At 45.7% G+C, this 23,533-nt stretch carries 20 protein-coding genes, 1 tRNA gene and 2 pseudogenes; 14 read left to right on the plus strand and 9 right to left on the minus strand.

Features of this window, described 5'->3' with window-relative positions; genetic code table 11:
• Positions 1-35 precede the first annotated feature (35 nt).
• The 9 genes and pseudogenes from ACJHVI_RS10505 to queA form a co-directional block, all read left to right on the plus strand.
• Positions 36-164 (plus strand): annotated as a pseudogene (locus tag ACJHVI_RS10505) (IS1595 family transposase); the annotation flags it as partial.
• Positions 165-376: 212 nt separating this feature from the next.
• Positions 377-453 (plus strand) — tRNA-Met (locus ACJHVI_RS10510).
• A gap of 79 nt (positions 454-532) precedes the next feature.
• Positions 533-1,006 (plus strand): ribosome maturation factor RimP, encoded by a 474-nt coding sequence (rimP, locus tag ACJHVI_RS10515; RefSeq protein WP_483184692.1) that lies wholly within the window; start codon positions 533-535, stop codon positions 1,004-1,006.
• Between the two features lie 20 nt (positions 1,007-1,026).
• The gene (gene nusA, locus ACJHVI_RS10520; RefSeq protein WP_483184693.1) at positions 1,027-2,514 is read left to right on the plus strand and encodes a transcription termination factor NusA; all 1,488 of its coding nucleotides are present in this window, start codon (positions 1,027-1,029) and stop codon (positions 2,512-2,514) included.
• Positions 2,515-2,531: 17 nt separating this feature from the next.
• The gene (infB, locus tag ACJHVI_RS10525) at positions 2,532-5,177 is read left to right on the plus strand and encodes a translation initiation factor IF-2 (protein WP_483184694.1); all 2,646 of its coding nucleotides are present in this window, start codon (positions 2,532-2,534) and stop codon (positions 5,175-5,177) included.
• A complete protein-coding gene (rbfA, locus tag ACJHVI_RS10530; protein WP_483184695.1) occupies positions 5,177-5,566 on the plus strand; it encodes a 30S ribosome-binding factor RbfA in 390 nt (129 codons plus the stop codon). Before infB ends, rbfA begins: the two co-directional genes overlap by 1 nt.
• Positions 5,563-5,952 carry a hypothetical protein gene (locus ACJHVI_RS10535; protein ID WP_483184696.1) on the plus strand — a complete coding sequence of 130 codons (390 nt, stop codon included), beginning with the start codon at positions 5,563-5,565 and terminating at the stop codon, positions 5,950-5,952. The genes rbfA and ACJHVI_RS10535 overlap by 4 nt, the downstream gene beginning before the upstream one ends.
• A 12-nt stretch (positions 5,953-5,964) precedes the next feature.
• The gene (truB, locus tag ACJHVI_RS10540; protein ID WP_483184697.1) at positions 5,965-6,864 is read left to right on the plus strand and encodes a tRNA pseudouridine(55) synthase TruB; all 900 of its coding nucleotides are present in this window, start codon (positions 5,965-5,967) and stop codon (positions 6,862-6,864) included.
• Entirely contained in the window at positions 6,861-7,910 is a 1,050-nt protein-coding gene (gene queA, locus ACJHVI_RS10545; RefSeq protein WP_483184698.1) for a tRNA preQ1(34) S-adenosylmethionine ribosyltransferase-isomerase QueA, read from the plus strand. The genes truB and queA overlap by 4 nt, the downstream gene beginning before the upstream one ends.
• A 202-nt stretch (positions 7,911-8,112) precedes the next feature.
• Here queA and ACJHVI_RS10550 read toward each other — a convergent pair whose 3' ends face one another.
• From ACJHVI_RS10550 to ACJHVI_RS10585, 8 genes are all read right to left on the minus strand, one after another.
• Complete coding sequence (locus ACJHVI_RS10550; protein ID WP_483184699.1) at positions 8,113-9,609, minus strand: CoA-acylating methylmalonate-semialdehyde dehydrogenase; 1,497 nt, start codon at positions 9,607-9,609, stop codon at positions 8,113-8,115.
• 30 nt (positions 9,610-9,639) lie between these two features.
• Positions 9,640-10,659 (minus strand): Gfo/Idh/MocA family oxidoreductase, encoded by a 1,020-nt coding sequence (locus ACJHVI_RS10555; RefSeq protein ID WP_483184700.1) that lies wholly within the window; start codon positions 10,657-10,659, stop codon positions 9,640-9,642.
• A gap of 87 nt (positions 10,660-10,746) precedes the next feature.
• Complete coding sequence (gene iolG, locus ACJHVI_RS10560) at positions 10,747-11,733, minus strand: inositol 2-dehydrogenase (protein ID WP_483184701.1); 987 nt, start codon at positions 11,731-11,733, stop codon at positions 10,747-10,749.
• 59 nt (positions 11,734-11,792) lie between these two features.
• Positions 11,793-12,611, minus strand: coding sequence for a MurR/RpiR family transcriptional regulator (locus ACJHVI_RS10565; protein WP_483184702.1), 819 nt, complete (start codon positions 12,609-12,611; stop codon positions 11,793-11,795).
• Between the two features lie 13 nt (positions 12,612-12,624).
• On the minus strand, positions 12,625-13,440 hold the full coding sequence (gene iolB / locus ACJHVI_RS10570; RefSeq protein ID WP_483184703.1) for a 5-deoxy-glucuronate isomerase: 816 nt from the start codon (positions 13,438-13,440) through the stop codon (positions 12,625-12,627).
• Positions 13,437-14,366, minus strand: a complete 930-nt coding sequence (gene iolE, locus ACJHVI_RS10575; RefSeq protein ID WP_483184704.1) for a myo-inosose-2 dehydratase — start codon at positions 14,364-14,366, stop codon at positions 13,437-13,439. The genes iolB and iolE overlap by 4 nt, the downstream gene beginning before the upstream one ends.
• Positions 14,367-14,413: 47 nt before the next feature.
• The gene (gene iolD, locus ACJHVI_RS10580; RefSeq protein WP_483184705.1) at positions 14,414-16,366 is read right to left on the minus strand and encodes a 3D-(3,5/4)-trihydroxycyclohexane-1,2-dione acylhydrolase (decyclizing); all 1,953 of its coding nucleotides are present in this window, start codon (positions 16,364-16,366) and stop codon (positions 14,414-14,416) included.
• A gap of 26 nt (positions 16,367-16,392) precedes the next feature.
• Complete coding sequence (locus ACJHVI_RS10585) at positions 16,393-18,336, minus strand: bifunctional 5-dehydro-2-deoxygluconokinase/5-dehydro-2-deoxyphosphogluconate aldolase (protein ID WP_483184706.1); 1,944 nt, start codon at positions 18,334-18,336, stop codon at positions 16,393-16,395.
• 166 nt (positions 18,337-18,502) lie between these two features.
• Between ACJHVI_RS10585 and ACJHVI_RS10590 the strand changes: the two genes are divergently transcribed.
• From ACJHVI_RS10590 to ACJHVI_RS10605, 4 genes are all read left to right on the plus strand, one after another.
• On the plus strand, positions 18,503-19,408 hold the full coding sequence (locus tag ACJHVI_RS10590; protein WP_483184707.1) for a substrate-binding domain-containing protein: 906 nt from the start codon (positions 18,503-18,505) through the stop codon (positions 19,406-19,408).
• Positions 19,409-19,501: 93 nt separating this feature from the next.
• A complete protein-coding gene (locus tag ACJHVI_RS10595) occupies positions 19,502-20,419 on the plus strand; it encodes a substrate-binding domain-containing protein (RefSeq protein ID WP_483184708.1) in 918 nt (305 codons plus the stop codon).
• 26 nt (positions 20,420-20,445) lie between these two features.
• Positions 20,446-21,954: a sugar ABC transporter ATP-binding protein gene (locus tag ACJHVI_RS10600; RefSeq protein WP_483184709.1), complete on the plus strand. Its 1,509-nt coding sequence runs from the start codon at positions 20,446-20,448 to the stop codon at positions 21,952-21,954.
• Positions 21,955-21,957: 3 nt separating this feature from the next.
• Positions 21,958-22,914 carry an ABC transporter permease gene (locus tag ACJHVI_RS10605; RefSeq protein WP_483184710.1) on the plus strand — a complete coding sequence of 319 codons (957 nt, stop codon included), beginning with the start codon at positions 21,958-21,960 and terminating at the stop codon, positions 22,912-22,914.
• A 114-nt stretch (positions 22,915-23,028) separates the two neighbouring features.
• Here ACJHVI_RS10605 and ACJHVI_RS10610 read toward each other — a convergent pair whose 3' ends face one another.
• A complete protein-coding gene (locus ACJHVI_RS10610) occupies positions 23,029-23,283 on the minus strand; it encodes a hypothetical protein (protein ID WP_483184711.1) in 255 nt (84 codons plus the stop codon).
• On the opposite strand from ACJHVI_RS10610, the pseudogene ACJHVI_RS10615 reads away from it, so the two are divergent.
• A pseudogene (locus ACJHVI_RS10615) lies at positions 23,231-23,524 on the plus strand (DeoR/GlpR family DNA-binding transcription regulator); the annotation flags it as partial. The gene ACJHVI_RS10610 and the pseudogene ACJHVI_RS10615 overlap by 53 nt on opposite strands.
• Positions 23,525-23,533: the final 9 nt, after the last annotated feature.

The following is a 23,533-nucleotide window of genomic DNA, read 5'->3' on the forward strand; positions in this document are numbered from 1 at the left end:
ATTTTTATTGTCTCATTTTAATCTGAAGAAACTATACCAAAAGAAGGCTTGCAAAATTTAACGGTGTAAGCAAAAATTTAGAATGGCATTTGAAAGAATGCGAATGGCGCTGGAAGCAGAGTATTGATGATTTAGAAAAACATTTATGGTCGCTTCTGCAATAAATTATACCAATCACTCTGCTAGTCTAGAGCCTTGTTTATTCCATTGTTATCAATTTATCTTCAGGTCTTTTAGTTTTTATGTTAAATTTTATGAGTGTATTTTATTCATAATATTCAATTGGTTGTATGAGTTTTTCCGATGTTTTTTGCTTGGTTTTGTTTTTTTTGCTTGCAATCGAAAATAATTTGTCTATAATATCCCTTTCATCAGTTGCGGGATGGAGCAGTCTGGTAGCTCGTCGGGCTCATAACCCGAAGGTCGTTGGTTCGAATCCAGCTCCCGCTTCCAAAAGGTTTCTTAAAAAAAGCCCTTGTTTAAGGGCTTTTTTCTTGCCTGAATTTTTTTGGCGGATAGCCGAGGGGAGAATATGACGCGCGAAGAAGCAGTAGCAGAATTGTTGCAGCCTGTCGTGGAATCAATGGGCTATGAATGGTGGGGCGTGGAATATCATCATAATTCCGTGCATTCTATTTTGCGGGTATATGTGGATAAGCCGGAGGGCGGCATCGGTATCGACGAGATTGTGGAGATTACCGATCAGCTCAATCCTGTCTTGGATGTGGAAAATCCCATCGCTACGGCTTATACCTTCGAGGTCTCTTCTCCAGGAATGGATCGTCCGCTTTATACCTTGGCGCAGTATGCGCGCTATATCGGCGAGACGTTGAAATTACAAACCCGCCAAGCGATTAACGGTCAGCGTAAATTTACAGGGGTGTTGCAGGCGGTTGACGTGCAGGCACAGGAAATCACTTTGCATTTTCCGCAGGCGAAAACGGACGCACAGCAGGTTTTGCCTTTCGCGGCGATTGAAAAAGCGCGTATTGAACCTCGGTTTTAACCCTTAAAGGAATCATGATTATGTCAAAAGAATTATTAGCGATTGTCGAAGTGGTGTCGAATGAGAAGGATGTCAGCCGCGATACCATTTTTCAGGCTTTAGAGGCGGCATTGGCAGCGGCGACGCGTAAGCGTTTTGCCGATGAAGAGATTGAAGTGCGGGTCAGTATCGACCGCAAAACAGGGGCGTATGAGACCTTTCGCCTTTGGCATGTGGTTGATGACGAAGATTTTTTAGAAAATCCCGATGCGCAGATGCGCGAGACGGTGGCGCGCTTGGAATTTCCGGAAGCGAATTTGTCGGTCGGCGATGTGCATGAAATTCAGATTGAAAACGAAGAGTTCGGGCGCATCAGCGCCATGATGGCGAAGCAGACGATTATCCAAAAATTGCGCGAAGCTGAGCGCGAAAAGGTTTATCAGCAGTTTATCGATCAGGAAGGCACTTTGATTCACGGTATTGTCCGGCGTTTTGAGAAGAATAATGCGATTGTTGATGTCGGCGGCGTAGAAGGTACGATTCTGCGCAATGAGATGATACCGCGCGAGAAATTGCGCGTGGGCGATCGCGTTTTGGGCTATTTGAAAAAGGTAAATGCCGATTTGCGCGGTCCGCAGTTGCAGATTAGCCGTGTGGAACCCGAGTTTTTAATCCAGTTGTTCCAAAAAGAAGTGCCGGAGATTGCTTCGGGCAATATCGAAATCATGGGCGCAGCACGCGATCCGGGTTTGCGTGCCAAATTGGCGGTGCGCAGTTTCGATCCGCGCATCGATCCTGTGGGCGCCTGCGTGGGTATGCGCGGTGCGCGTGTGCAGGGTGTGATGAATGAAGTCGGCGGCGAGGGCGTGGATATCGTTTTATGGGACGAAGATGCCGAAACTTATGTCCGCAAGGCGATGGCGCCGGCAGTGATTACTGATACGGCGATTGACGAGGAAGGCAAGGTCATCGAGGTGGCGGTGCCTGAAGAGAAATTGGCGCAGGCGGTCGGTCGCGGCGGTCAGAATGTGCGTTTGGCAAGCGAATTGACTGGTTGGCAAATCACGGTCTTGTCGGAAAAAGAGTTTGCCGAGCGTCAAGCTTCTTTGCAGGGTGAGCGCGAGCAGGTGCTGACGGAGATACTGGGCTTGGACGAGTCGCTGGTGGCGGTTTTAACGGCTGCCGGTTATACGGATGCCGAGGCGCTTGCCTATGCCGAACGCGAGGATTTATTGGCTTTAGAGGGTTTGGACGATGCCGCGGTGGATACGATTTTAGAGCGCGCAACGGATTATTTGCTCCAGCAAGCCTTTGCTGCCGAAAGCGATCCTGAGGCGGAGATGCAGACTCCTGTGGCGGAAATGGAGAGCGTAAGCGCGGAATTGGCGGAAAAATTAGTCGCTAATGATGTGAATACGCAGGAAGATGTGGCGGAGTTGTCGGTAGATGAATTGATGGAAATCGGCGGCTTGGGTCAGGAAGAGGCGGCAGCCTTGATTTTAACAGCGCGCGAACCTTGGTTTCGCTAATCGATAGCGGAGGAAATATGTCAACAGTAGCAGAACTCGCCAAACAATTAAAAATTCCCGTAGAGCGTTTGCTCGAGGTCATCAACGAAGCCGGCTTGGGAGAAAAAACGCAGACAGATACGCTGACGCCTGCGCAGAAATTAAAGATTTCTCAGCATATGACGAAAAAAGGCGGCAAGGGCGCATCGGCTGTGAAAAGCGTGAGTCCGCCGAGCAAGGCGGCGCCGAAAGCGGAGGGCAAAAAAGCCGAGAAGGGCGAAAAGTCCGATAAGAAAGCGGCGGCTAAGCCTGTGAAAAAGAATGAGCCGAAGAAATTAAGTGCGCGCGAAATCGCCCAGCAAATGGCGGAACAGAAACGCATGCAGCAGGGCGAGGAGCAACGCGAAAGCGAAGCGCGTGCGCGCCAAGAGGCTTTGGAGGCGGAAGAAAAACGCCAGCAGGAAGAATTAGAGCGCAAGAATCGCAAAGAAGAAGCGGAAAAGGCGGAGAAAGCGCAGGCTCAGGCGCGTGAGAAAGCCGAAGCTGCTTTGCAGGCGCAATTAGCCGAGCAGGAAAAACAGCGTGCGGCACGCGAGGCGGAAGAAGCGAAGAAAAATGCTGCCGAAGAATTGCGCAAGCAAGAGGAACGCGAGAAGCGTTCGGCGAAAGAGCGCGAGGAATTGGAGCGTCAGCGTCAAGAGGCTCTGCGCGATGTGGAGCGTCGCGAGGGTTATGAGGAAGAGGCGGAGAGCCGCTTCCATATCCGCAGTAAAGATAAGAATGCCAATGGTCGTACCGACCGCAGCGGTAAACGCGCGGTGCGCAACAGTGATGACGAGCAGCGCGGCTCGGCACGCGGTGCCGGCGGCAAAGCAGGGCGCAAAAATGAGCGCAAGGGCGGCAAGTTTGAAAAGCCTGCCCAGCCGGTAAGCCGCGAAGTGCGTATTCCCGAAACGATTAGCGTCGGCGAATTGGCGCAGAAAATGAGCGTTAAGGCCGGCGATTTGATTAAGGCGATGATGAAAATGGGTTCGATGGTGACGATTAACCAAATCATCGACCAAGAAACCGCCGCTTTGATTGCCGATGAATTAGGTCATAAATATGTGTTGCTCAAGGAAAACGAGCTGGAAGAGCAGGTCATGGCGGAAGCCGAGGGCAATAGCGCCGATGTGATTACGCGTGCACCGGTAGTCACGATTATGGGACATGTGGATCACGGTAAAACTTCTTTGCTGGATTATATCCGCAAAACCAAAGTGGTCGCCGGCGAAGCGGGCGGCATTACCCAGCATATCGGTGCCTATCGCGTCGATACTTCCCGCGGTCGGATTACCTTTTTAGATACGCCGGGACACGCCGCCTTTACCGCCATGCGGGCGCGCGGCGCGGATGTAACAGATATCGTGGTGTTGGTAGTGGCTGCCGATGACGGCGTGATGCCGCAAACCAAAGAAGCGATTCAGCATGCCAAAGCAGCGAATGCGCCTGTGATTGTGGCGGTAAACAAAATGGATAAGCCGGAGGCGGATCCCGAGCGAGTCAAATCCGAGTTGTCGCAGGAAGGCATTATTTCCGAAGAGTGGGGCGGCGAGAATCTGTTCTCTTACGTTTCCGCGAAAACGGGCGAAGGCATTGACGATTTGCTTGAGCAGATTTTGATTCAGGCGGAAGTGATGGAATTGACCGCCGCTTCTACCGGCGTTGCCAAAGGCGTGGTCGTGGAATCGCGCTTGGATCGCGGACGCGGCAGTGTGGCAACGGTCTTGGTGCAATCCGGTTTGATGAAAAAAGGCGATATTATGTTAGCCGGCATGGAATACGGACGTATCCGCGCGATGCTGGACGAGCACGGCAAGGAATTGGAAGAAGCCGGCGCCTCGACGCCGATTGAAGTGCTGGGCTTATCCGGCACGCCGAATGCCGGCGATGATGTGATTATCGTTGAAAACGAACGCAAGGCGCGCGAGATTGCCAACTTCCGCCAAGGTAAGTTCAAAGAAATCAAGATTGCGCGGCAGCAGAAAGCCAAACTGGAAAATCTGTTCAACAATGTCGATAGCGGCAAAGTCAGCACTGTTAATCTGATGATTAAGGCGGACGTGCAAGGTTCTGTGGAAGCATTGTCGGATTCTTTACTCAAATTATCGACCGATGAAGTGCAAGTCAGCATTGTTTCTACAGGTATCGGCGGGATTACCGAATCCGACGTGCAATTGGCGATTGCCTCTTCGGCAACCATTATTGCCTTTAACGTGCGTGCCGAGACCAATGCCAAGAAATTAGCCGAAGACGAGGGCGTGGATTTGCGCTATTACAGCATCATCTACGAAGCCTTAGACGATGTTAAAGCGGCGATGCAGGGCATGTTGTCGCCGGAAATTCGCGAAGATATTATCGGTTTGGCAGAAGTGCGCGATGTCTTCCGCTCGTCCAAACTGGGTGCGGTAGCAGGCTGTATCGTCGAAGGCGGCGTATTGAAACGCAACAATCCGATTCGCGTTTTGCGCAATAACGTTGTGATTTACGAGGGTGAATTGGAAAGTTTGCGCCGCTTTAAAGACGATGTCAGCGAAGTGCGCGCCGGCACCGAATGCGGTTTAGGCGTGAAAAACTACAATGACGTGCGCGTTGGCGATCAAATCGAATGCTATGAACGTGTCTCGGTCGAGAGGACTTTATAATGCGCAAAGGAATTGACCGCACCCGCCGCATCGGCGAACAAATACGGCGCGATTTGGCACAGGCGGTGAGCGAAATTCTCGACCACCCTCATGCCTCGATGCTTTCTTTTACCGGCGTTAACGTAACGCGCGATTTATCCTATGCCAAAGTCTATGTAACGCATGTGCTGGATAATCCGCTAGAGCGTGAAGAATTGGTCAAGGCTCTCAATAAGCATGCCGGACAATTCCGTCATTATCTTGCCAAGTGTTTGTCTATCCGCAAAGTGCCGGAGCTGACTTTCGTTTACGACCAATCGGTAGAATACGGCGCGCGCATGGAGCATTTATTAGGCGATTTGGTCAAAGATTTGCCAGCGGAAGACGACGCTGAAGAGGACGAAGCGTGATATTGAATTGGCGCGGCGGATTAGGGCTGCTCTTATTAGTTGCCGCCTTATTCACGCTGTGGCAATTTTTCGCCACGCTTATCGCTTTTTTTGAACAATTGCCGAACAGCGCCTTGCACCGCTATCTTTTCCCCGCGGGACAGGCGCAGGCAGTCGTTCTGCATATCGGCGAAAATACCTTATTGCTGCCGGCTTTGCTATGGCAAATGCTGGTAATCCTGTTGGGTTTGATGTGGCTGAAACTGTGGTTTTTCTGTAGCAAATTGCTGCTGGACAGCGCGATTGCCTTGCTGAAAGAGGCGGATGGTGCAAAGTCTGCTGATAAAAATCGCGGCTTATCCGCCTTATTGCCCACGCGCGGCAAATCTGCCGCCCATGATGTGTAAGCAGATATTCATATGAAACACCCCCTAAACGGCATCTTATTATTAGACAAAGTCGCCGGCATCAGCAGTAATGCCGCCCTGCAAAAAGCGCGGTGGCTGTATCAGGCGGAAAAAGCAGGGCATGGCGGCACACTCGACCCCTTCGCCACAGGTTTATTGCCGCTGCTTTTCGGCGAGGCAAGCAAATTCGGGCAATATCTTTTAGGCGCGGACAAAGGATATGTAGTGACTATCCGCTTTGGACGCGAAACCACGACCGACGACCCCGAGGGCGAGACTCTGCGCGAAGCCGCCATTCCGAATTTGGCGCGGCAAGATTGGACAAATCTGCTCGCTTCCTTTAGCGGCGATTATCTGCAAACACCGCCGATTTTTTCCGCACTCAAAGTACACGGCAAACGCGCCTATGAATTGGCACGCCGCGGTGAGATTCCCGAGCTGGCGCCGCGTCCGGTGCAATTGCATGCGCTTAATCTCTTAGCCGTGCATGAAGAGCAGATTGTGCTGGAAGTCTCTTGTTCCAAAGGCACATATATCCGCGCCTTGGCACGCGACATCGGGCGTTTGCTCGACAGCGCCGCCTATGCCGAGCAGCTGCAAAGAACGGCGGTGGGCAAATTATCCCTTGCGCAGGCGCACAGTCTGCAAACGATTGAAACCTTAGCGCCCGAGGCGCGCGACGGATTGCTGCTGCCGATTAGCGCCTGCTTGGATGATATGGCACGATTGGCAATCCCTGCGGCAAAAATCCGCTTTATCCGCCACGGCAATGATATTGAAACGGATGCCGACGAAGGCGAATATGCCCTTTATGACGAGGGCGATTTTTTCGGCATCGGGCGAGTGGCTAAGGGGCGGCTGTATCCGCAGCGTCTCTGCCGTTTGCCCGATTCAGACAAGGAGCGGCAATGAGCCCATATCAAAAATCGGATTTCCACTATGAATTGCCTGAGGAACTGATTGCGCGTTATCCGCTTGCCGAGCGCAGCGCCTCGCGCCTCTTAGTCGCGCAAGTGCAAGACGAGCAGAATCTGATGCTTAGCGACCAAAAAGTCAGCGATTTGCCGCAATTTATCCAGCCGCAAGACCTGCTGGTATTTAACAATACGCGCGTTTTGCCCGCCCGCCTCTTCGGCGAAAAATCCAGCGGCGGCAAAATCGAACTCTTGATTGAACGCCTGCAAGATACGCATCATGTCGCCGCCTATATCCGCGCTTCCAAAGCACCGAAAATTGGCGCGACCCTGCATATCGGCGGCTATCAAGTGCAAGTGCAGGGGCGTCATGAAGCCCTGTTTTATCTGTACAGCGACACCCCTTGGGCGGAAATCATGCAGCGCTTGGGCGAAATGCCCATACCGCCTTATTTGGAACGCCAAGCCGATGAAAGCGATGATGAACGCTATCAAACCGTCTATGCCAAACATCTTGGCGCGGTTGCCGCACCGACCGCCGGACTACATTTTGACAACGCCTTGCTCGCCGCCTTGAGCGCCAAAGGCATTGCCAGCACGGAGGTTACGCTGCATGTCGGCGCAGGCACCTTTCAGCCTGTGCGTCATGAAGACCTCTCCGCCCATGTCATGCACAAAGAATGGCTGAACGTCAGCGAGGAAAATGTGGCGGCTGTTGAGGCTTGCAAAGCCAGAGGCGGACGCGTGATTGCCATCGGTACGACCAGTTTGCGCGCTTTGGAAAGCGCGGCACAAAGCGGCAGATTGCAAGCCTTTGCGGGCGATACCGATTTATTCATCACACCGCCCGATTACCGCTTCCGCGTCGTCGATGCCTTGTTTACCAATTTCCATCTGCCCGAATCTACCTTGCTGATGCTCGTCAGCGCCTTTGCCGGCATGGACAATACGCGCCGCATCTATGCCTACGCAATTGCCCAACAATACCGCTTTTACAGCTACGGCGATGCGATGTTTTTACCGCAGCGCTTGGATAATCAATAAGAACAAAGAAACCGCCTTGCGGCGATTTCTTTGTGTAAAGATTTGGCAAACTAAGACAAACTGTTCAGCATTTATTCCAGCCTGAAGTTTGCCCCTCAATGTTTGATCACATATCGATAGTCGAAGAACTGAAAAAGTATTACGACTTTGGCTATCCTCACCGTCCCGTACTATTTTTCCACTTCTCCGACGATACATTCCATTAATCATTCGATGTAGGCATCACAAAACTTGCACCTGCGGATTTACCTTCATGCCAGCGTTGCATGATTGATTTTTGGCGCGTATAGAAACGGACGCCTTCTTCTCCGTAAGCATGCATATCGCCGAATAATGAGCGTTTCCAACCGCCAAAACCTTGCCATGCCATGGGAACGGGAATTGGCACGTTAATGCCTACCATCCCTACTTCAACAGCGCTGGCAAAACGATGTGCGGTATAGCCGTCGCGGGTAAAGCATGAGGTGCCGTTGGCAAATTCATGTTTATTGGTAAGCTCGATGGCATCTTCTAAGGTATCGACATGAACGCAGGCCAGCACAGGTCCAAAAATTTCTTCCCGATAAATGCGCATTTCCGGCGTTACTTGATCAAATAAAGTTGCGCCGAGCCAGAAACCGTTCGGATCTTCTTCGTTTTTAAAGTTACGGCCGTCAGCTAATAAAACGGCGCCCTCATCAAGACCGATTTGAATGTAATTTTTAATCCGTTCAAGTGCCTGTGGATTAATAATTGCGCCCATATCCGCATCTAAGTGTTTGCCGTTTTTAATGCGCAGTGTTTTGATGCGTTCTTGCAACATCGGCAGTAATTTTGCGCCTACGCCGCCGACAAATACCGCAACCGAGGTTGCCATGCAACGTTCTCCCGCGCTGCCATAAGCCGCGCCCATGAGCGCATCACAGGTTTTTTCCAAATCCGCATCCGGCATAATGACCATATGGTTTTTTGCACCGCCCAAAGCTTGAACGCGTTTGCCAAAATGAGCGCAACGTTCGTAAATATAATTGGCAATCGGGGTTGAGCCTACAAATGAAAGCGCTTTCACATCAGGATGTTCAATTAGAGCATCAACCGCGGCTTTATCGCCTTGTACCACGTTAAACACGCCATCGGGCAAACCCGCTTCTTTGAGCAATTCGGCAAGACGCAGGCTAACGCTTGGATCATTGGGGCTGGGCTTGAGCACAAAAGTATTACCGCAGGCCAAGGCTACAGGGAACATCCACATCGGCACCATAGCGGGGAAGTTGAACGGCGTAATGCCCGCAACCACGCCAAGCGCCTGACGCATTACCCAGTTATCAATATCGCCGCCTACGTTTTCGCTGAATCCGCCTTTTAACAGTTGCGGAATGCCGATGGCGAATTCTACAATTTCAATGCCGCGCATGACTTCCCCTTTGGCATCGGTAAAGACTTTACCGTGTTCGCGCGAAATCATATCGGCAAGCTCATCGTGGTGCTCGTTTAATAAAGAAAGGAAATTATTTAAAATTCTAGCGCGGCGTACAGATGCTAATTTCGCCCATGCCGGAAAAGCCGTTTTAGCAGACTCAACTGCCTGATTAACATCATTTGTTTCAGCCAATAAGACTTGTCCCGTCACTTCGCCTGTAGCAGGGTTATAAACCGCTTGTTGGCGGTTTGAACCGGCGGAGGTTTTTTGCCCTTGAATATAATGCTGGATAATCGTCATAAAAATACTCCGTTTTAGAAAACAAATTGATTAAGATAAGTTTTTTCTTAAAGATTCAGTTAAAGCAACGCCGATACGTGTGGCTTCGGTAGCATCGTTCAAGCTGAGCGGTAAAGGAATTTTTCCTGTGCAAGCATCAACAAATGCTTGTAATTCATGAATAAAGGCTTCGCTAAATCGTGCGGAAAAATCAGACAGCGCTTCATAGCTTACGCCGTGTTGATCGCTTTTGACCACGCGATTGGCATGAGCGCCCGCACCGATTAATAATTTTCCCTTTGTACCGATAATTTCGGTGCTGGTTTCGTGTCCATGCGCAAAAGTGCGCGAAGCATACAGATGGGCAAATTTTCCGCCTTCAAATTCAATGGTAGCAATGGCATTATCCACATCTTGAAATAGTTTCAAATCGAGGTGGATATTAGCACTGCCTGTAGCATGAAAACGAAGCGCTTTAGGCGTATGACCTTCTTTATCCGTCAAAAACCAGCGTACCAAATCAATATCATGCACGTTGCAATCTAAAATAATGCCGCCCGAGCTTGCTGAAAATTGCACAAAAAAACCATTCGGATCATATTGGTCGCAGGTTTGGGAACGAATGAAAAACGCCTCGCCAATCTCTCCGTTTAAAAGCGCTTTTTTTGCCGCTGCGTAACTAGGATCAAATCGGCGTACAAAGCCTACCATCGCTTTTTGATTGGGAAAGCGCTTTTGGGTTTGCGCATAAACGTTTTCCACTTTTTCGCAATCATCCGCATTTAAAGCCAGCGGTTTCTCGACAAATAAATGCTTGCCCGCCTCTAAAACGGCAATGCTTTGTTCCGCATGAAGTGCCGTCGGCGTTACCAAAACCACTGCATCTAATTCTGGTTGCAATAACAGCGCTTCTAAACTGTCGTAGGCGTTCAAGCCCAAATTTTCCGCATATTGGCGTTCGGCTAAAACCGGCGATGCGGCTGCCGTTAATCGTGCACCGTCAATGCGTTTTAATAAATTTTCGGCATGGCGTTTACCCAGACGCCCCAATCCGACGATTCCAATATTCATCTTATATTCCTGACTATTCGCTTTGATGCCGTCAAATCCTGTATGCTTAAACTTGCGGGGGCGATGAACGCCCCTCATTTTTAACAGCTATAGATAAACGACTTTGCCTGTTTTGGCTGATTCCGTCGCGGCATCGGCAAGTTTTTGCGCCTGTACGCCGTCAGAAATATTGGTGCGCGGGGTTTTACCGTTTTTCACGCAATCAAAGAAATGTTCCATTTCAAGGCGATAGGCTTGTTGGTAACGCTCTAAGAAGAAATGTTCGGGTAAATCTTGGCTAACATTTTCTGTTCCCCAATACTGCACTTCGGTAGGTTTGTGATTATGGCATTGCAACAAACCCTTGGCACCCATGACTTCAAAGCGTTGGTCATATCCGTAGGGAGCGCGGCGGGCGGTATTGATTTGGCACAGACGACCGCTTTTGGTTTTCAATGTTACGGCGGTGGTATCGTAATCATTGGCTTCGCTTTGAATTTTGCTATCTACCAAACAGGAAGCCTGTGCAAACACGCTTACCACTTCATCATCTAAAATCCAACGGCAAATATCAAAATCATGGATTAACATGTCGCGGAAAATGCCGCCGGAAACTTTTAAATATTCAACCGGCGGTGCACCCGGATCACGGCTGGTAATAATCAGCACTTCGGGCGTACCGATTTCTCCATTATCAATCCGTGATTTAGCCGAATAGAACGTAGGGTCAAAACGGCGTTGGAAACCCAGCATACAGGTAATGCCGCTATCTTTTACCGCTTTTTCACACAAAATTGCTTTTTCTAATGATAAATCAATGGGTTTTTCGCAAAATACATGTTTTTTTGCTGCTGCTGCCTTCAGTAATAAATCGCTGTGCGTATCGGTTGAAGAAGCAATCATTACCACATCAATCTCTTTATCAGCAAAAATTTCATCAACACCGGCGAGTTTTGCACCTGTTTGTGCCGAAAGGGCTTCGGCATTAGCGGTAAAGGGATCGTGAATATATTTCAATTCAACACCGTCAATGGCGATTAAATTACCAGCGTGAATTTTGCCGATTCGTCCTGCACCAAATAATGCTGCTTTCATAGTTCTATCCTTTGTTTGTTAAAAAATGATTTATTAATTAATTGAATTTATTCAAATGATTAATCCTCTTTAGGCGAAAAGTCCGCTCGTGAAGCGTAGAGTAAAAAAAGTGCTTGAATGACACTTAGCGAATTGGTTACTGAACGAAATCCATAGCTATTGGCTTCTCGCACTTGAATAATTTGATCGCTGTGTTGTCCAATTTCTCCGAGATGACTGTCAGTAATAGCAATAATTTTCGCTTTTCGCGCATGCGCCGAGCAAACCGCTTGTAAAGTGCTTTCCGCATAAGGCGCATAAGAAATCACAATCAACACGTCATTTTTATGAATGCTGTGCAATTTTCCTTCTAAATTAAAACACAATCCGTTTAACCAATTAATTGTTTTCGGACTGTGCTGTAATAAATAAGTCAGATAGGCTGCCGAACCAAAATGCCGCCCGCTTGCCATAATCCATAAGCTTTTGGCTTGCATCATCAAATCGACGGCGGCATTTAATTCTTCCATTAATTTAGGCGTGATTAATTCCTGCAATCCTTGAATATTATTCTGAAAAATGGTTTGAACAATATCAGAGTCTTTAATTTGATTAGGACTTAAATTAGTACGAATTCTTGCGCCATAATCATTTGTTTGTTCCAGCCATTCACGCTGAAAAAGCGCTTTTAATTCGCTAAATCCCTTAAAACCGAAATGTTGCGCAAAACGAACGATGGTTGCGGTTGAAACGCCTAATGCATCAGCTAAATCTTCTACATTCATTAAGGGCAATTGTTCGCGATAAATAGGTAAATCACGTGCAATGATTTGCAATCGCTTGCTTAATGTATCATAGCGTTTTTCAATTTCGTCAAATAAGTCTTCTGGACGGTTCATTAATTAAAAATCCTCAAATTTTTAATAACCATTCATGTTCAGGCGCATTGTAAAATTGCCAACGGCGTTCTCCACCTGCCATAGTATTTAAATAATACAAATCATAGCCATGAATAGTGGCACAAGGGTGGTAACCTTTCGGGACTAAAACCACATCATGATTTTCCACCGCCATTGCCTCGTCCAAACTGCGATCATCAGTATAAACCCTTTGAAATGCAAAACCTTGGGGCGGGTTTATGCGGTGATAGTAGGTTTCTTCCAAATAAGTTTCGTTTTCTGTGGCTTGATCATGTTTATGCGGCGGATAACTGGAAGTATTGCCATTAGGCGTGATCACTTCTACCACCAATAAACTTTCCGCCGACTTATCGGTTTCGGGCAGAATATCGCAAATATAACGCATATTGGAGCCTTTGCCGCGTACGGAACGTTTCATTTCCTCAGGACGGATTAAGCGGCAAGGAAATTTCCCTTCCGCCGGCGCACTCGAAATTCCGATTTCCAAATTATCCGAAAGCGCTTTGATATTCACCGATAGTTTTGGCGGCACATAAACGGCAAATGGAGATTTGTCTTCAAAAACACTTTCTCTTTCTCCGATATTGCGGTATTCAATTGGAGCACTTTGTGCAGTTAAGATAACATCTGCTTTACCTGCCAGAATAGTAAAACATCTTTCGGTATCGTTAAGGGCGGGGAAAGAAAATTCTTCCCCTGCTTTTAATATCAAGACTTGAAAGCCTACATAGCCCCAATCGGCGCTTTCTTTGCTGATATTATGCCAAAGTGCCTGATTACGGTTCGGTTTAATTAATAATCGACTCATTTGAATGACTCTACCAGCGTTTTTAATGCATTAAAACCTTTCTTTCCGTATTCATAAGATGGGGCAAGTTTGGGATCTTGTTCTGCTTCAACTACTAGCCAACCTGAATAATGATGTTCATTTAAAACGTTTAATACCGCCTGAAAATCAATTGCTCCGTCTGATGGTACGGTATATGCGCCGGCTAATACGGCATTTAAGAATGATTGATTGCGGTTTCTAATATCGCGAATCACTGTCGGACGCACATCTTTACAATGTACATGATTTACGCGATGAATATGCGCTTTCAGCATTTCCGTCACATCAATTTTTTGCTCCGGATTATTAGTGGCCTGACCAAACCAGCAATGTCCCGTATCAAATAATAAACCCACCGCTTTCGGGTCGGTCAAGCTCATTAATTTCGCTACATCGTTCGGATGTTCTACATAAGCGCCCATATGATGGTGGTAGGCAATATGTAAACCATAAGTTTTTACCAAATGTTCGCCAAATTGATTGAGCTTATCGGCATAGCGTTTCCATTCGTCTTCATTGGCGAAGCGGGGGCGCTGCGATAAAGGAGTATTGATTTGTCCTTGAATGGTATCGCCGCATTCGCCATAGACGACTACTTTGCAATCGTTATAAGCCAATTTTTCCATATGCTGGCGGCAGGCTTCGATTTCTTGGGCAAGGGTAAAATCTTTATTACCCAATTGCGCGCTGTACCAACCCGAAACGCAGACTACGCCGAATTCCTCTAATTTAGCTTTTAATGCTTCGCCTGTTTTCGGAAATTTATTACCTAACTCAAAACCCTGATAGCCGATTTCCGCGCCTTCTTTTAAAGCGGTTTCTAATGGCGTTTCGCCGCCCAACGAAGGTAAATCGTCATTTGACCAGCCTATGGGATTGATGCCGATGCGTACATTTAATGTCATAGCTTTCTCTTTCTATTTTAAAACAATCTGGTATTGCCAAAGCATTGTTATTTTTGCTTGGCTTTTTCTTCTAATAATTTGGCATGCGCTTGATTGACCGCTGCATAATTAGATACTTCGGGAATACCTACTTCCCACCAAGCGCCGCCGTCTTGGGTAATGCGCTCCGGCGTGGTATCAATGACGATAACCGAAACACCTTTGCGCTGGCGCGCCGATTTCATCGCTTCTTTAAGCATGCTGACATCGGCGACTTTTTCCGCATGCGCGCCTAAACTTTTCGCATGCATGGCAAAATCAATGCGCACATCATTTCCGCCTTCCGGCACGCAATCGGAAAGCAGATTATTGAAATTCGGGCTGCCGCTTGCGCGTTGCAGACGATTGATACAGCCATAACCTTGATTATCCAATACCACCACAATGATTTTTAAACCAAGCATTTGAGCAATCGCAAGCTCGCTATTAAGCATCAAATACGAACCATCGCCCAGCATTACAATGACTTCTTGATTCAGACGGGCTAATTTTACGCCCAAAGCACCGGCAATTTCATAGCCCATACAGGAATAGCCGTAATCCATGTGATAATTGCCTGCACCATCTGCCCGCCAAAGTTTGTGCAATTCAGCCGGCAGCGTACCGGCGGCGCAGACGACCACATCATTTTTATCCGAATGTTCAGTGCTGTCTCGCACTGCACCGATGACTTCCGCGTCATAGGGCAAACCTTCTGGAATAGCGGTAGTCAGCTCGGTAACACGTTTTTGCCATGCCGTAATAATATTTTGGGCATACTGTGTCCATTCTGGATTCATGGCAGAAATATATTCTAACCCTGGAACACCTTTTATAATTAGTGTCGAATTATCATCTCCAACATAGGCTGCAATTTCTAAATCCGCTTCTAAAAGCGCTTTCAGCGACAATCGGGCATCGCCTAAAACTGCTTGAGCATTTCGGCGGGTAATATCTAAGGGAGAGACGTTTAATGCTAAAATATCTGAAGAAAACAGAGTATTAGATGCGGTAGTGAAATCTTGCAAACGTGTTCCTACTGCAATAATCAAATCTGCCTCTTGCGCTAAAACATTGGCAGAGCTTACGCCGGAAACGCCAATGGCTCCTGCATTTAAGCGATGATGCCATGGCAAAGCGCTATGACCTGCTTGAGTTTCGGTTACGGGAATGCCGTATTTTTCAGCAAAAGCTTGCAATTCGGCGCTGGCTTGACTGTACAGCACACCGCCGCCTGCAATAATCAGCGGTTTTTTAGCTGTTTTTAAACGAGTAATCGCTTCTTCAATTTCACGCGCATCAGCATGCAAACGGCGGAATTTAATCGGTTTGGGATTGAAAAACTCTTCAGGATAATCATATGCCCATGCCTGTACATCTTGCGGCAGGGACAGTGTGACCGGTCCGCATAAAACAGGGTCGGTTAAAACCGCCACCGCGCGCGGTAAAGCGCTTAACAATTGGGCAGGGTGAGTTATGCGATCGAAATAACGAGATACGGGACGAAAGCAATCATTCACGCTGGTATCGCCTGCGGAAAAATCTTCGCTTTGCTGCAACACGGGGTCAGGATTGCGGGTCACAAAAATATCGCCCGTTAATAATAGAAGCGGCAAACGGTTGACATACGCCAATGCCGCTGCTGTTACCATATTGGTCGCGCCCGGGCCGATGGATGAAGTCGCTGCCATAATTCTTTGACGGAAATGCGCTTTACCGTAAGCAATCGCCGCATGCGCCATGCCTTGTTCATTATGCCCGCGATAGACAGGCAAACCGTTTGGACGGAATGCTCGATTAACATCGGGCAAACGCAATTCCGAAAGTGCTTCACCTAAACCGCAAACATTCCCGTGTCCGAAAATCGCCCAAACGCCGCCGACATAATCATGCAATTGCCCGTTTTCATCTTCCACTTTTAATGATGCCAAATAACGGGTCAAAGCCTGCGCCATTGTTAAACGAATAGTTTTTTTAGTCATGGGTATTCCTCGTAATTAATTGTTTTTTATTTGCGGTTTAACCAGCCGTCAATTAGCCGCCGCATACACTCCTTCATTTGAACTTTTGCCTGCTCCGCATTAATTTTTCCTGTCAATAAAGCGCTTAGCGGCTCCGCCCATACCGTCCGACCAATCATGAAGCCTTTAACAATCGGATGCTTAGCTTCTTTGAATTTAGCAATCAACTCAGCTTCGCTTTGATTTAAACCTAAGACCACAGCACCGCGACAATAAGGATCATGCTGCTGAATCAATTGAGAAAGAGATTCCCAAGACTCGCTGCGCATGCCAGCCAATTTCCACCAATCGGGCTTAATGCCTAAATTGTAAAAACGTGCTACTGAACGCAGAACAATACTATCGTTATCGGTATCTTTGGCAGAAGCCGGCATTTCTAAAGGCGCAATCACTTCTAATAAAAGCTCATGACCTGAATGACGTACCGCTTCCCAAAGTTCCAATAAACGCTTTTCTTGATTCAAACGCAATTCCACCTCATCTTCCGGATGATAGAAAACAAGACATTTAATAGTTTGCGCTTTAGGAATTGCGCCGAGTTGGCTGGCAATAGAGCCGGTTTTGTCAAATTGTAGCGGTCGGCTGGAAGGTTGCTCCACAGGACGTCCAACCCACCATTGCACACTGCGTTCGGTGGCATCGGACAATACTTGCTTGGCATAAGTGTTATCTGCCAAAATGCCGAATTTTCCCGCTAAATTAGAATGTTCCTGTTCTAATTCTGTATAAGAGTCAAAAATAAGCTTTTTGAGTTCGGAGATTTTTTTCAAATCGTAGCCATGCTTTAATACCAAATCTTCAAACTGCGCACGATGATCAAAAGCTAAAACATATAACTCATCCCATGATTTGCGTTTTAAGCTGACACGATGCAAATGTTGTAATTGCTCATCCAAATCAGGACGAGCGCCGCCTTTTTGTAACCAATAAGCTAATTCATCGGCAGTCGGCATAGCAGGCGCGCAGCCATGACGCGAGACGACTATCGCACCGCAAAGATTGGCAATTCTGGCGCTTTCTTCATAATTTTTTCCTGAAATCAAACCATATAAAAAACCTGAAGCGAAAGCATCGCCGGCGCCTAAAACATTTAACACTTCAATTTGCTCGCCCGAATAAAACGGCAAATCACATAAATCATCCGGAATTTCGTCTGTCAAAACCTGACAACCAAGCGCACCGCGTTTTAAAACAAACACGGCATCAGTGCATTCGCGCGCTTTTTTTAAAGAAGCAACCAAATTGTTTTCCACACCGCCTGCAATTAAAAACTCCTCTTCCGTACCGATAACCAAATCAAAAAGCGGTAATTGCGTTTGTAAATGCTGGCTCACACGATCGCTGGCAATATAGCGGGTTTCACCGTCTCCCGTATTGGTTAACCCCCATAAAACAGGTCGATAATCAATATCTAACACAGTTTTAGTACCGTGCTTTCTTGCATAAGAAAGCGCTTTTTGGCTGGCTTTTAGAACAGTTTCAGCGGATAAATGCGTACCTGTGATTAAAAGCGCTTTGCAATTTTGAATAAACTCTTCGCTGATATCGGCTTCATTAATCGCCATATCGGCGCAATCACGGCGGTAAAACAAAAGCGGGAAAGTATCCTGATCTTTGAGTGCCAGAAAAACCAATGCGGTCAAACGTTCGGGATCAACTTTCACTTGGGAAGTATCGCAGCCTTCGTTTTGCAAAGTTTGCAGCAAAAACCGACCTAACTGCTCATCGCCTACGCGGGTAATCATAGCGCTTTTTAAGCCTAATCGCGCAGTGCCGAAGGCAATATTTGCGGAGCTGCCGCCCAGATATTTTTGAAACGCAGAAGTGTTTTCTAAACCAACGCCGATATCTTTTCCATATATATCAACAGATAATCTCCCAAGACAAGCTAAGTCAAACAAACGATCTTTTGGAAATAAAAGCATTGTCATAAAAATTTCTCCTCATGGTTACAAAAGAGCATGCAGCTTTAACAGACTGAATTATAGATTATGTATTTTTTTTTTCAAATTCTTTTTTGTGAAAAAAATTTTTGACAACTTTGCTCATAAACAATATGATTGAATCTACCTTCCACAACAACCAAGAGGTATCTATATGAAAAAAATAGCACTTTTTAGCGCTATGCTCTATGCGGGCTTTGCTCAAGCCGATGAAATCGTCATTGGCGCCTCCATGTCTAAATTTGCCGATAAATGGCTGACCTATGTGATGGACGAGTTTAAAGCCTTTGATGCAGCTCATGATGATGTCAAAATTGTGATGACTGATGCCAACGATGATCCCAACCGCATGTTGGCAGATATTGAAAATTTTATTTCTCAGAAGGTTAGCGCCGTTATTATCCATCCCACGGATAAACAGGTAGTACGCCCGATTGCCAGAAAACTCAAAAAAGCAGGTATTCCCTTAATTATCGTCAACCGTCGTCCTAACGATGATGATTTGCCTAATGTCAATACTTACGTAGGATCGGAAGAAATCGAGGGCGGCATTATGCAAGGTGAAGCCATTGAAAAAATGCTTGCGGGTAAAGAAGGGCGCGTAGGTATTTTAATGGGACCTTTAGGCTTAGACGGCCAAATCAATCGCACTGCCGGAAACAAGCAAATTTTTGAAAAAGCAGAAAACATAAAAGTTATTGTTGAGCAAGAAGCGAAATGGGACAGAGCCAAAGGCTTGGAAATCACAGAAGATTGGTTGCAAAGTAAAGATTACAAACTGAATGTCATTGTAGCAAACAATGACGAAATGGCTATTGGTGCGATTTTAGCTACCCAAAAAGCAAGCCTGAAAGATGAAGATTTCATTATTGTGGGCTTGGACGGAACGCCGGATGCGCTGGAATATTTAGGTAAAGGCTTAGATGCAACTGTCTTGCAAGATGCTAAAGGGCAAGGCTTGGGAGCAATTGAAGCTGCATACCAATGGGCAAAAGGCGAAAAAGCCGAACATATTATTAACGTACCGTTCCAATTGATTACTCCTGAAACAAAACAATAATTAACTAAAGCGCTTTTTTGAAATTATTCTAAAAAGCGCATTCAAAGATTTAACCGAAATTTACGCTACCAAAAAGTAATAAGAGGAATGGGTATGAAAAAGTTAATCTTACTGGCAGGACTATCTGTACAAACGGCGTTTGCTGCAGAAGTCGGTGTGGTTTTATCTAATCTTTCTGATAAATTCGTAACTTATTTGCGTGATGGGATTATCCATTATCAAGAGGAAAATGAAGACTTACGCATAACTATCGTTGATGCTGGCGGTGATTCTGCAAATGTAATAAATCAAATTGAAAATTTAATTTCCAGAAAAGTTGATGCAATTTTATTGCAGCCTACCGATAGAAAAATTGTTAGAAGTATTGGTAAAAAATTAGAGCAAGCTAATATTCCGTTGGTAGTAATTAATCATTATCCTGAATCTGATGCATTGAAATATCTAGGCGCTTACGTCGGTTCAAAAGAAAAAGATGCCGGTATTTTGCAGGCAGAAGCGGTAAGCGCTTTATTAAACGGCGAAAAGGCAGAAGTAGGAATTTTGCTTGGGCCCTTGGGCTTAGAAGCACAAACCGAGCGTACTTCAGGCAATAAAGAAGTTTTTTCTCAATTCCCAAATATTAAAATTGTTGCTGAACAAGAAGCTAAATGGGATAGGGCAACGGCAATGCGTATAGTCGAAGATTGGTTGCAAGCTCATTCGAATATGAATGTTATTTTAGCTAATAATGATGAAATGGCAATTGGTGCATTGTTAGCAGTAGAAAAATTGGGTAAAAAAGACAGTGATTTTATTATTGCCGGTGTTGATGCTACTCCTGATGCTTTGGCTTATTTAGGTAGAGGTCTGGATATTACTATTTTTCAAGATGCTTCAAAGCAGGGTTATGAAGGTTTGAAAAGTGCGCATGCTTTGGTGTTGAAAAATAAAACCGAAAAAGAGTTATGGATTCCTTTTGAAACGGTTACGCCAGATAAAAAAGAGATTTATGAAAACCGCTATAAGCCGTGATTCATTCTGGATAGGAAGGAAAACGAATGAGTGAATATATTCTTGAATTAGAAAACATTAGCAAAAGTTTCCCTGGTGTTAAAGCGCTAGATGCCGTAAATTTAAAGGTTAAGCGCGGTGAAGTCCATGCTTTAATGGGAGAGAATGGCGCAGGCAAATCCACTTTGATGAAAGTGTTATATGGTATTTATTCATTTGATGGCGGCGGAAAAATGCGCTTTGATGATAAGCCGTTTAATCCCGGAAGACCTATAGAAGCCATTATGTCCGGACTAATAATGGTGCCGCAAGAAATCAGCCCTGCTACTAATTTAACCATTGCTCAGAATTTCTTTTTAGGGCGTGAAATTACTAATCGCTTCGGTTTTTTGGACAATCAGAAAATGAACGAGGTTTGTGCTCAAACTTTAAAAGATTTGGGTATTAATATCTTAGATGTAAATAAAAAAATGAGCGAGGTATCAGTAGCGCATGCACAATTAGTCGCTATTGCTACTGCCGTATCTAATGATGCTAAAGTTATTCTAATGGACGAGCCTTCTACTTCATTAACCGAAAGCGAAGTGGAGTATCTGTATAATATTGTTGATAAATTAAAAGAGCGCGGAATTGCAATCATATTTATTTCGCATAAATTAGATGAAGTATTGCATGTTTCAGACCGTATTTCTATTTTGCGTGACGGTCAATTAGTCGCGACTTTTGAGAAAGAGGGTGTTACTAAAGAACAGTTGATTGAAAAAATGGTTGGTCGCAGCATGAGCGACATGTATGCCAAAGAAATTGTGGAAATCAGCGAAGAGAAAGTTTTAGAGGTTAGGAATTTAAATCTTAAAGATTGTTTTGAAGATATTAATTTTTATGTTCGTAAAGGTGAAATTTTAGGTATAGCGGGACTGGTTGGAGCCGGCAGAAGTTTTATCGCAGAAAGTTTATATGGTTATCGTCCGTCTGATAGCGGAGATATTATTATGAACGGGCAAAAAATTGAGGTTCGCAAACCTGCTGATGCTCAAAAATATAAGATTGGCTGGGTCACCGAAGATCGTAAATTAACAGGTTTGTTCTTAAATATGGACATTACCGATAATGTGATTATGCCTGATTTGACACCATATATTCGTAATTTCCTTATTTCTAACGGATTGGCAAAAGAAACTGCCGAAAAGCAGAAAAAGGAGATGCGAATTAAAGCACCTAGCGTTTCGGTATTGACAGGGAATTTATCCGGCGGAAATCAACAAAAGGTTTTAATTGGGCGTGCTTTAACGTTAAATCCGGATGTTCTGATTTTAGACGAGCCTACTAAAGGTATTGATGTTGGCGCAAAGGCTGAAATTTATCGTTTAATGGTTGAGCTTGCTAAGATTGGCAAAGCTATTATTATGATTTCTTCCGATATGTTAGAGCTGCTTGCTATGAGCGACCGTATTATGGTTATGTCAGGCGGCAGATTCACAGGAGAATTGTCGCGGGAAGAAGCTACGCAGAAAAAAGTTATTCACTTGGCATCAGGGTTAAAATTAGAGGATTAAAATATGGAAAATAAAATTGATATTAAACACATTTTAAATACTTATGGAATGGTGTTGATTTTAGGTGTGTTATATGCCGGATTATCTTTGAAAATAGACGGTTTTTATTCATTCGAAACTTTTTTAAGTATTTTAGAACAAGTTTCCATGTTTGGAATTATTTCTATCGGCGTGACGATGGCGATTATTACTACGGGCATTGATTTGTCGTCAGGCTCGGTAGTGGCTTTGGCTTCGGTTGTTGCGGCGATTATTGTTAAAGGATCTGACGGCGCTTTTTTAGCTTTATGCGCCTTTGTGGCTGCGGTAGGCATCGGCGGGGTTTGCGGGGCAATTAACGGTACTTTTACTGCTATTGGTAAAATTCCTCCTTTTATTGCGACGTTAGGGATGATGACGATTGCACGCGGGGCAGCGCAAATTATTTCGAGCGGTCGTCCTATTGATGCTAGCGGCGAAGCTTTTACTTGGATTGCCGATTTAAAATTTTTCAATGTTCCGGGACTGGTATTTATTTATATTATTGTCGTAGTAGCTTCGCATATTTTGCTGAGTAAATCGCAGTTTGGTCGTCACGTTTATGCTATTGGCGGCAATCGTAATGCGGCGCGAATCTCGGGTATTAATGTGCGTAAGACTTTAATTATGGTTTATACCTTAGCAGGTGCGCTTGCCGGTTTAGCAGGGGCTATGCTTGCCTCGCGCACTTACGCGGGAAATCCTTCTTATGGTAATGCTTGGGAATTAGATGCGATTGCGGCAGCGGTTATTGGCGGTACATCGTTAAACGGCGGCATCGGTTCAGTGCCAATGTGCGTAATTGGTGCCTTAATCATCGGCACCACTAATAAGGGTTTAAATTTATTAGGTGTAGATCCTTATTGGCAGCTGATTATTAAAGGGGCGATTATTATTCTTGCAGTATTGATTGATACTTTGAAGCGTCGTAGAGATATGTGATTATTTTAGAGTATTTGCCTTTTCTTATATCTACAAATATGAAAATTTGATTTTCGTTTAATTTCGTTAATTTAAAATGATAAAAAGCCGCTTTGAAGCGGCTTTTTATCTGTTTTAAGCGATTAAGGCGGCATCGGGTGCGGCGCCGCCGATGATTTTGGAGTTGAGGTTGTAGAGTTCTTGGAAGAAATGGAGAATTTCTTCGCGCATTTGCGTGCTTCTGACTGCCATTAAGCCTGAATGGGGCAGGGCTTGTTGCAGTGCAGGGACGGGAGAGGGCATGTAGCCGGCGGCGATTTCCGCAGCGCTTTTCGGATTGGCGGCGCAAACCTTATCCCAATTGGCGATAGGTATTGCTTTTGTTTCCACTTCTTCTTGGAATTTAAAAGGCTTGACCACGCCAGATGAAAATAAAATTCCTGTCAAAAAAGCCATTATTCAAGCGGCGCATAAAAATATTTTGGTATCGGATTCTTCTAAATACGGCAAAGTAGCGACATTTTTGATTTGTCCTTTAACGGTTTTCGATTGCATTATTTGTGATAAGGAATTGCTGCTGAATGCGCAGGAAGCCATCCGCGATATGGATGTGGATTTATTATTAGTCTGAATGATTTTT

The organism is Suttonella sp. (assembly GCF_056855035.1).

What these genes read in the sequence shown, in the direction of transcription:
- rbfA (WP_483184695.1), top strand. Translation starts at nt 5,177, where the DNA reads ATGCGCAAAGGAATTGACCGCACCCGCCGCATCGGCGAACAAATACGG.
- nusA (WP_483184693.1), top strand. Translation starts at nt 1,027, where the DNA reads ATGTCAAAAGAATTATTAGCGATTGTCGAAGTGGTGTCGAATGAGAAG.
- queA (WP_483184698.1), top strand. Translation starts at nt 6,861, where the DNA reads ATGAGCCCATATCAAAAATCGGATTTCCACTATGAATTGCCTGAGGAA.
- truB (WP_483184697.1), top strand. Translation starts at nt 5,965, where the DNA reads ATGAAACACCCCCTAAACGGCATCTTATTATTAGACAAAGTCGCCGGC.
- ACJHVI_RS10550 (WP_483184699.1), bottom strand. Translation starts at nt 9,609, where the DNA reads ATGACGATTATCCAGCATTATATTCAAGGGCAAAAAACCTCCGCCGGT.
- iolB (WP_483184703.1), bottom strand. Translation starts at nt 13,440, where the DNA reads ATGAGTCGATTATTAATTAAACCGAACCGTAATCAGGCACTTTGGCAT.
- iolD (WP_483184705.1), bottom strand. Translation starts at nt 16,366, where the DNA reads ATGACTAAAAAAACTATTCGTTTAACAATGGCGCAGGCTTTGACCCGT.
- ACJHVI_RS10590 (WP_483184707.1), top strand. Translation starts at nt 18,503, where the DNA reads ATGAAAAAAATAGCACTTTTTAGCGCTATGCTCTATGCGGGCTTTGCT.
- ACJHVI_RS10595 (WP_483184708.1), top strand. Translation starts at nt 19,502, where the DNA reads ATGAAAAAGTTAATCTTACTGGCAGGACTATCTGTACAAACGGCGTTT.
- iolG (WP_483184701.1), bottom strand. Translation starts at nt 11,733, where the DNA reads ATGAAAGCAGCATTATTTGGTGCAGGACGAATCGGCAAAATTCACGCT.
- infB (WP_483184694.1), top strand. Translation starts at nt 2,532, where the DNA reads ATGTCAACAGTAGCAGAACTCGCCAAACAATTAAAAATTCCCGTAGAG.
- ACJHVI_RS10605 (WP_483184710.1), top strand. Translation starts at nt 21,958, where the DNA reads ATGGAAAATAAAATTGATATTAAACACATTTTAAATACTTATGGAATG.
- ACJHVI_RS10585 (WP_483184706.1), bottom strand. Translation starts at nt 18,336, where the DNA reads ATGACAATGCTTTTATTTCCAAAAGATCGTTTGTTTGACTTAGCTTGT.
- ACJHVI_RS10565 (WP_483184702.1), bottom strand. Translation starts at nt 12,611, where the DNA reads ATGAACCGTCCAGAAGACTTATTTGACGAAATTGAAAAACGCTATGAT.
- rimP (WP_483184692.1), top strand. Translation starts at nt 533, where the DNA reads ATGACGCGCGAAGAAGCAGTAGCAGAATTGTTGCAGCCTGTCGTGGAA.
- ACJHVI_RS10600 (WP_483184709.1), top strand. Translation starts at nt 20,446, where the DNA reads ATGAGTGAATATATTCTTGAATTAGAAAACATTAGCAAAAGTTTCCCT.
- ACJHVI_RS10555 (WP_483184700.1), bottom strand. Translation starts at nt 10,659, where the DNA reads ATGAATATTGGAATCGTCGGATTGGGGCGTCTGGGTAAACGCCATGCC.
- iolE (WP_483184704.1), bottom strand. Translation starts at nt 14,366, where the DNA reads ATGACATTAAATGTACGCATCGGCATCAATCCCATAGGCTGGTCAAAT.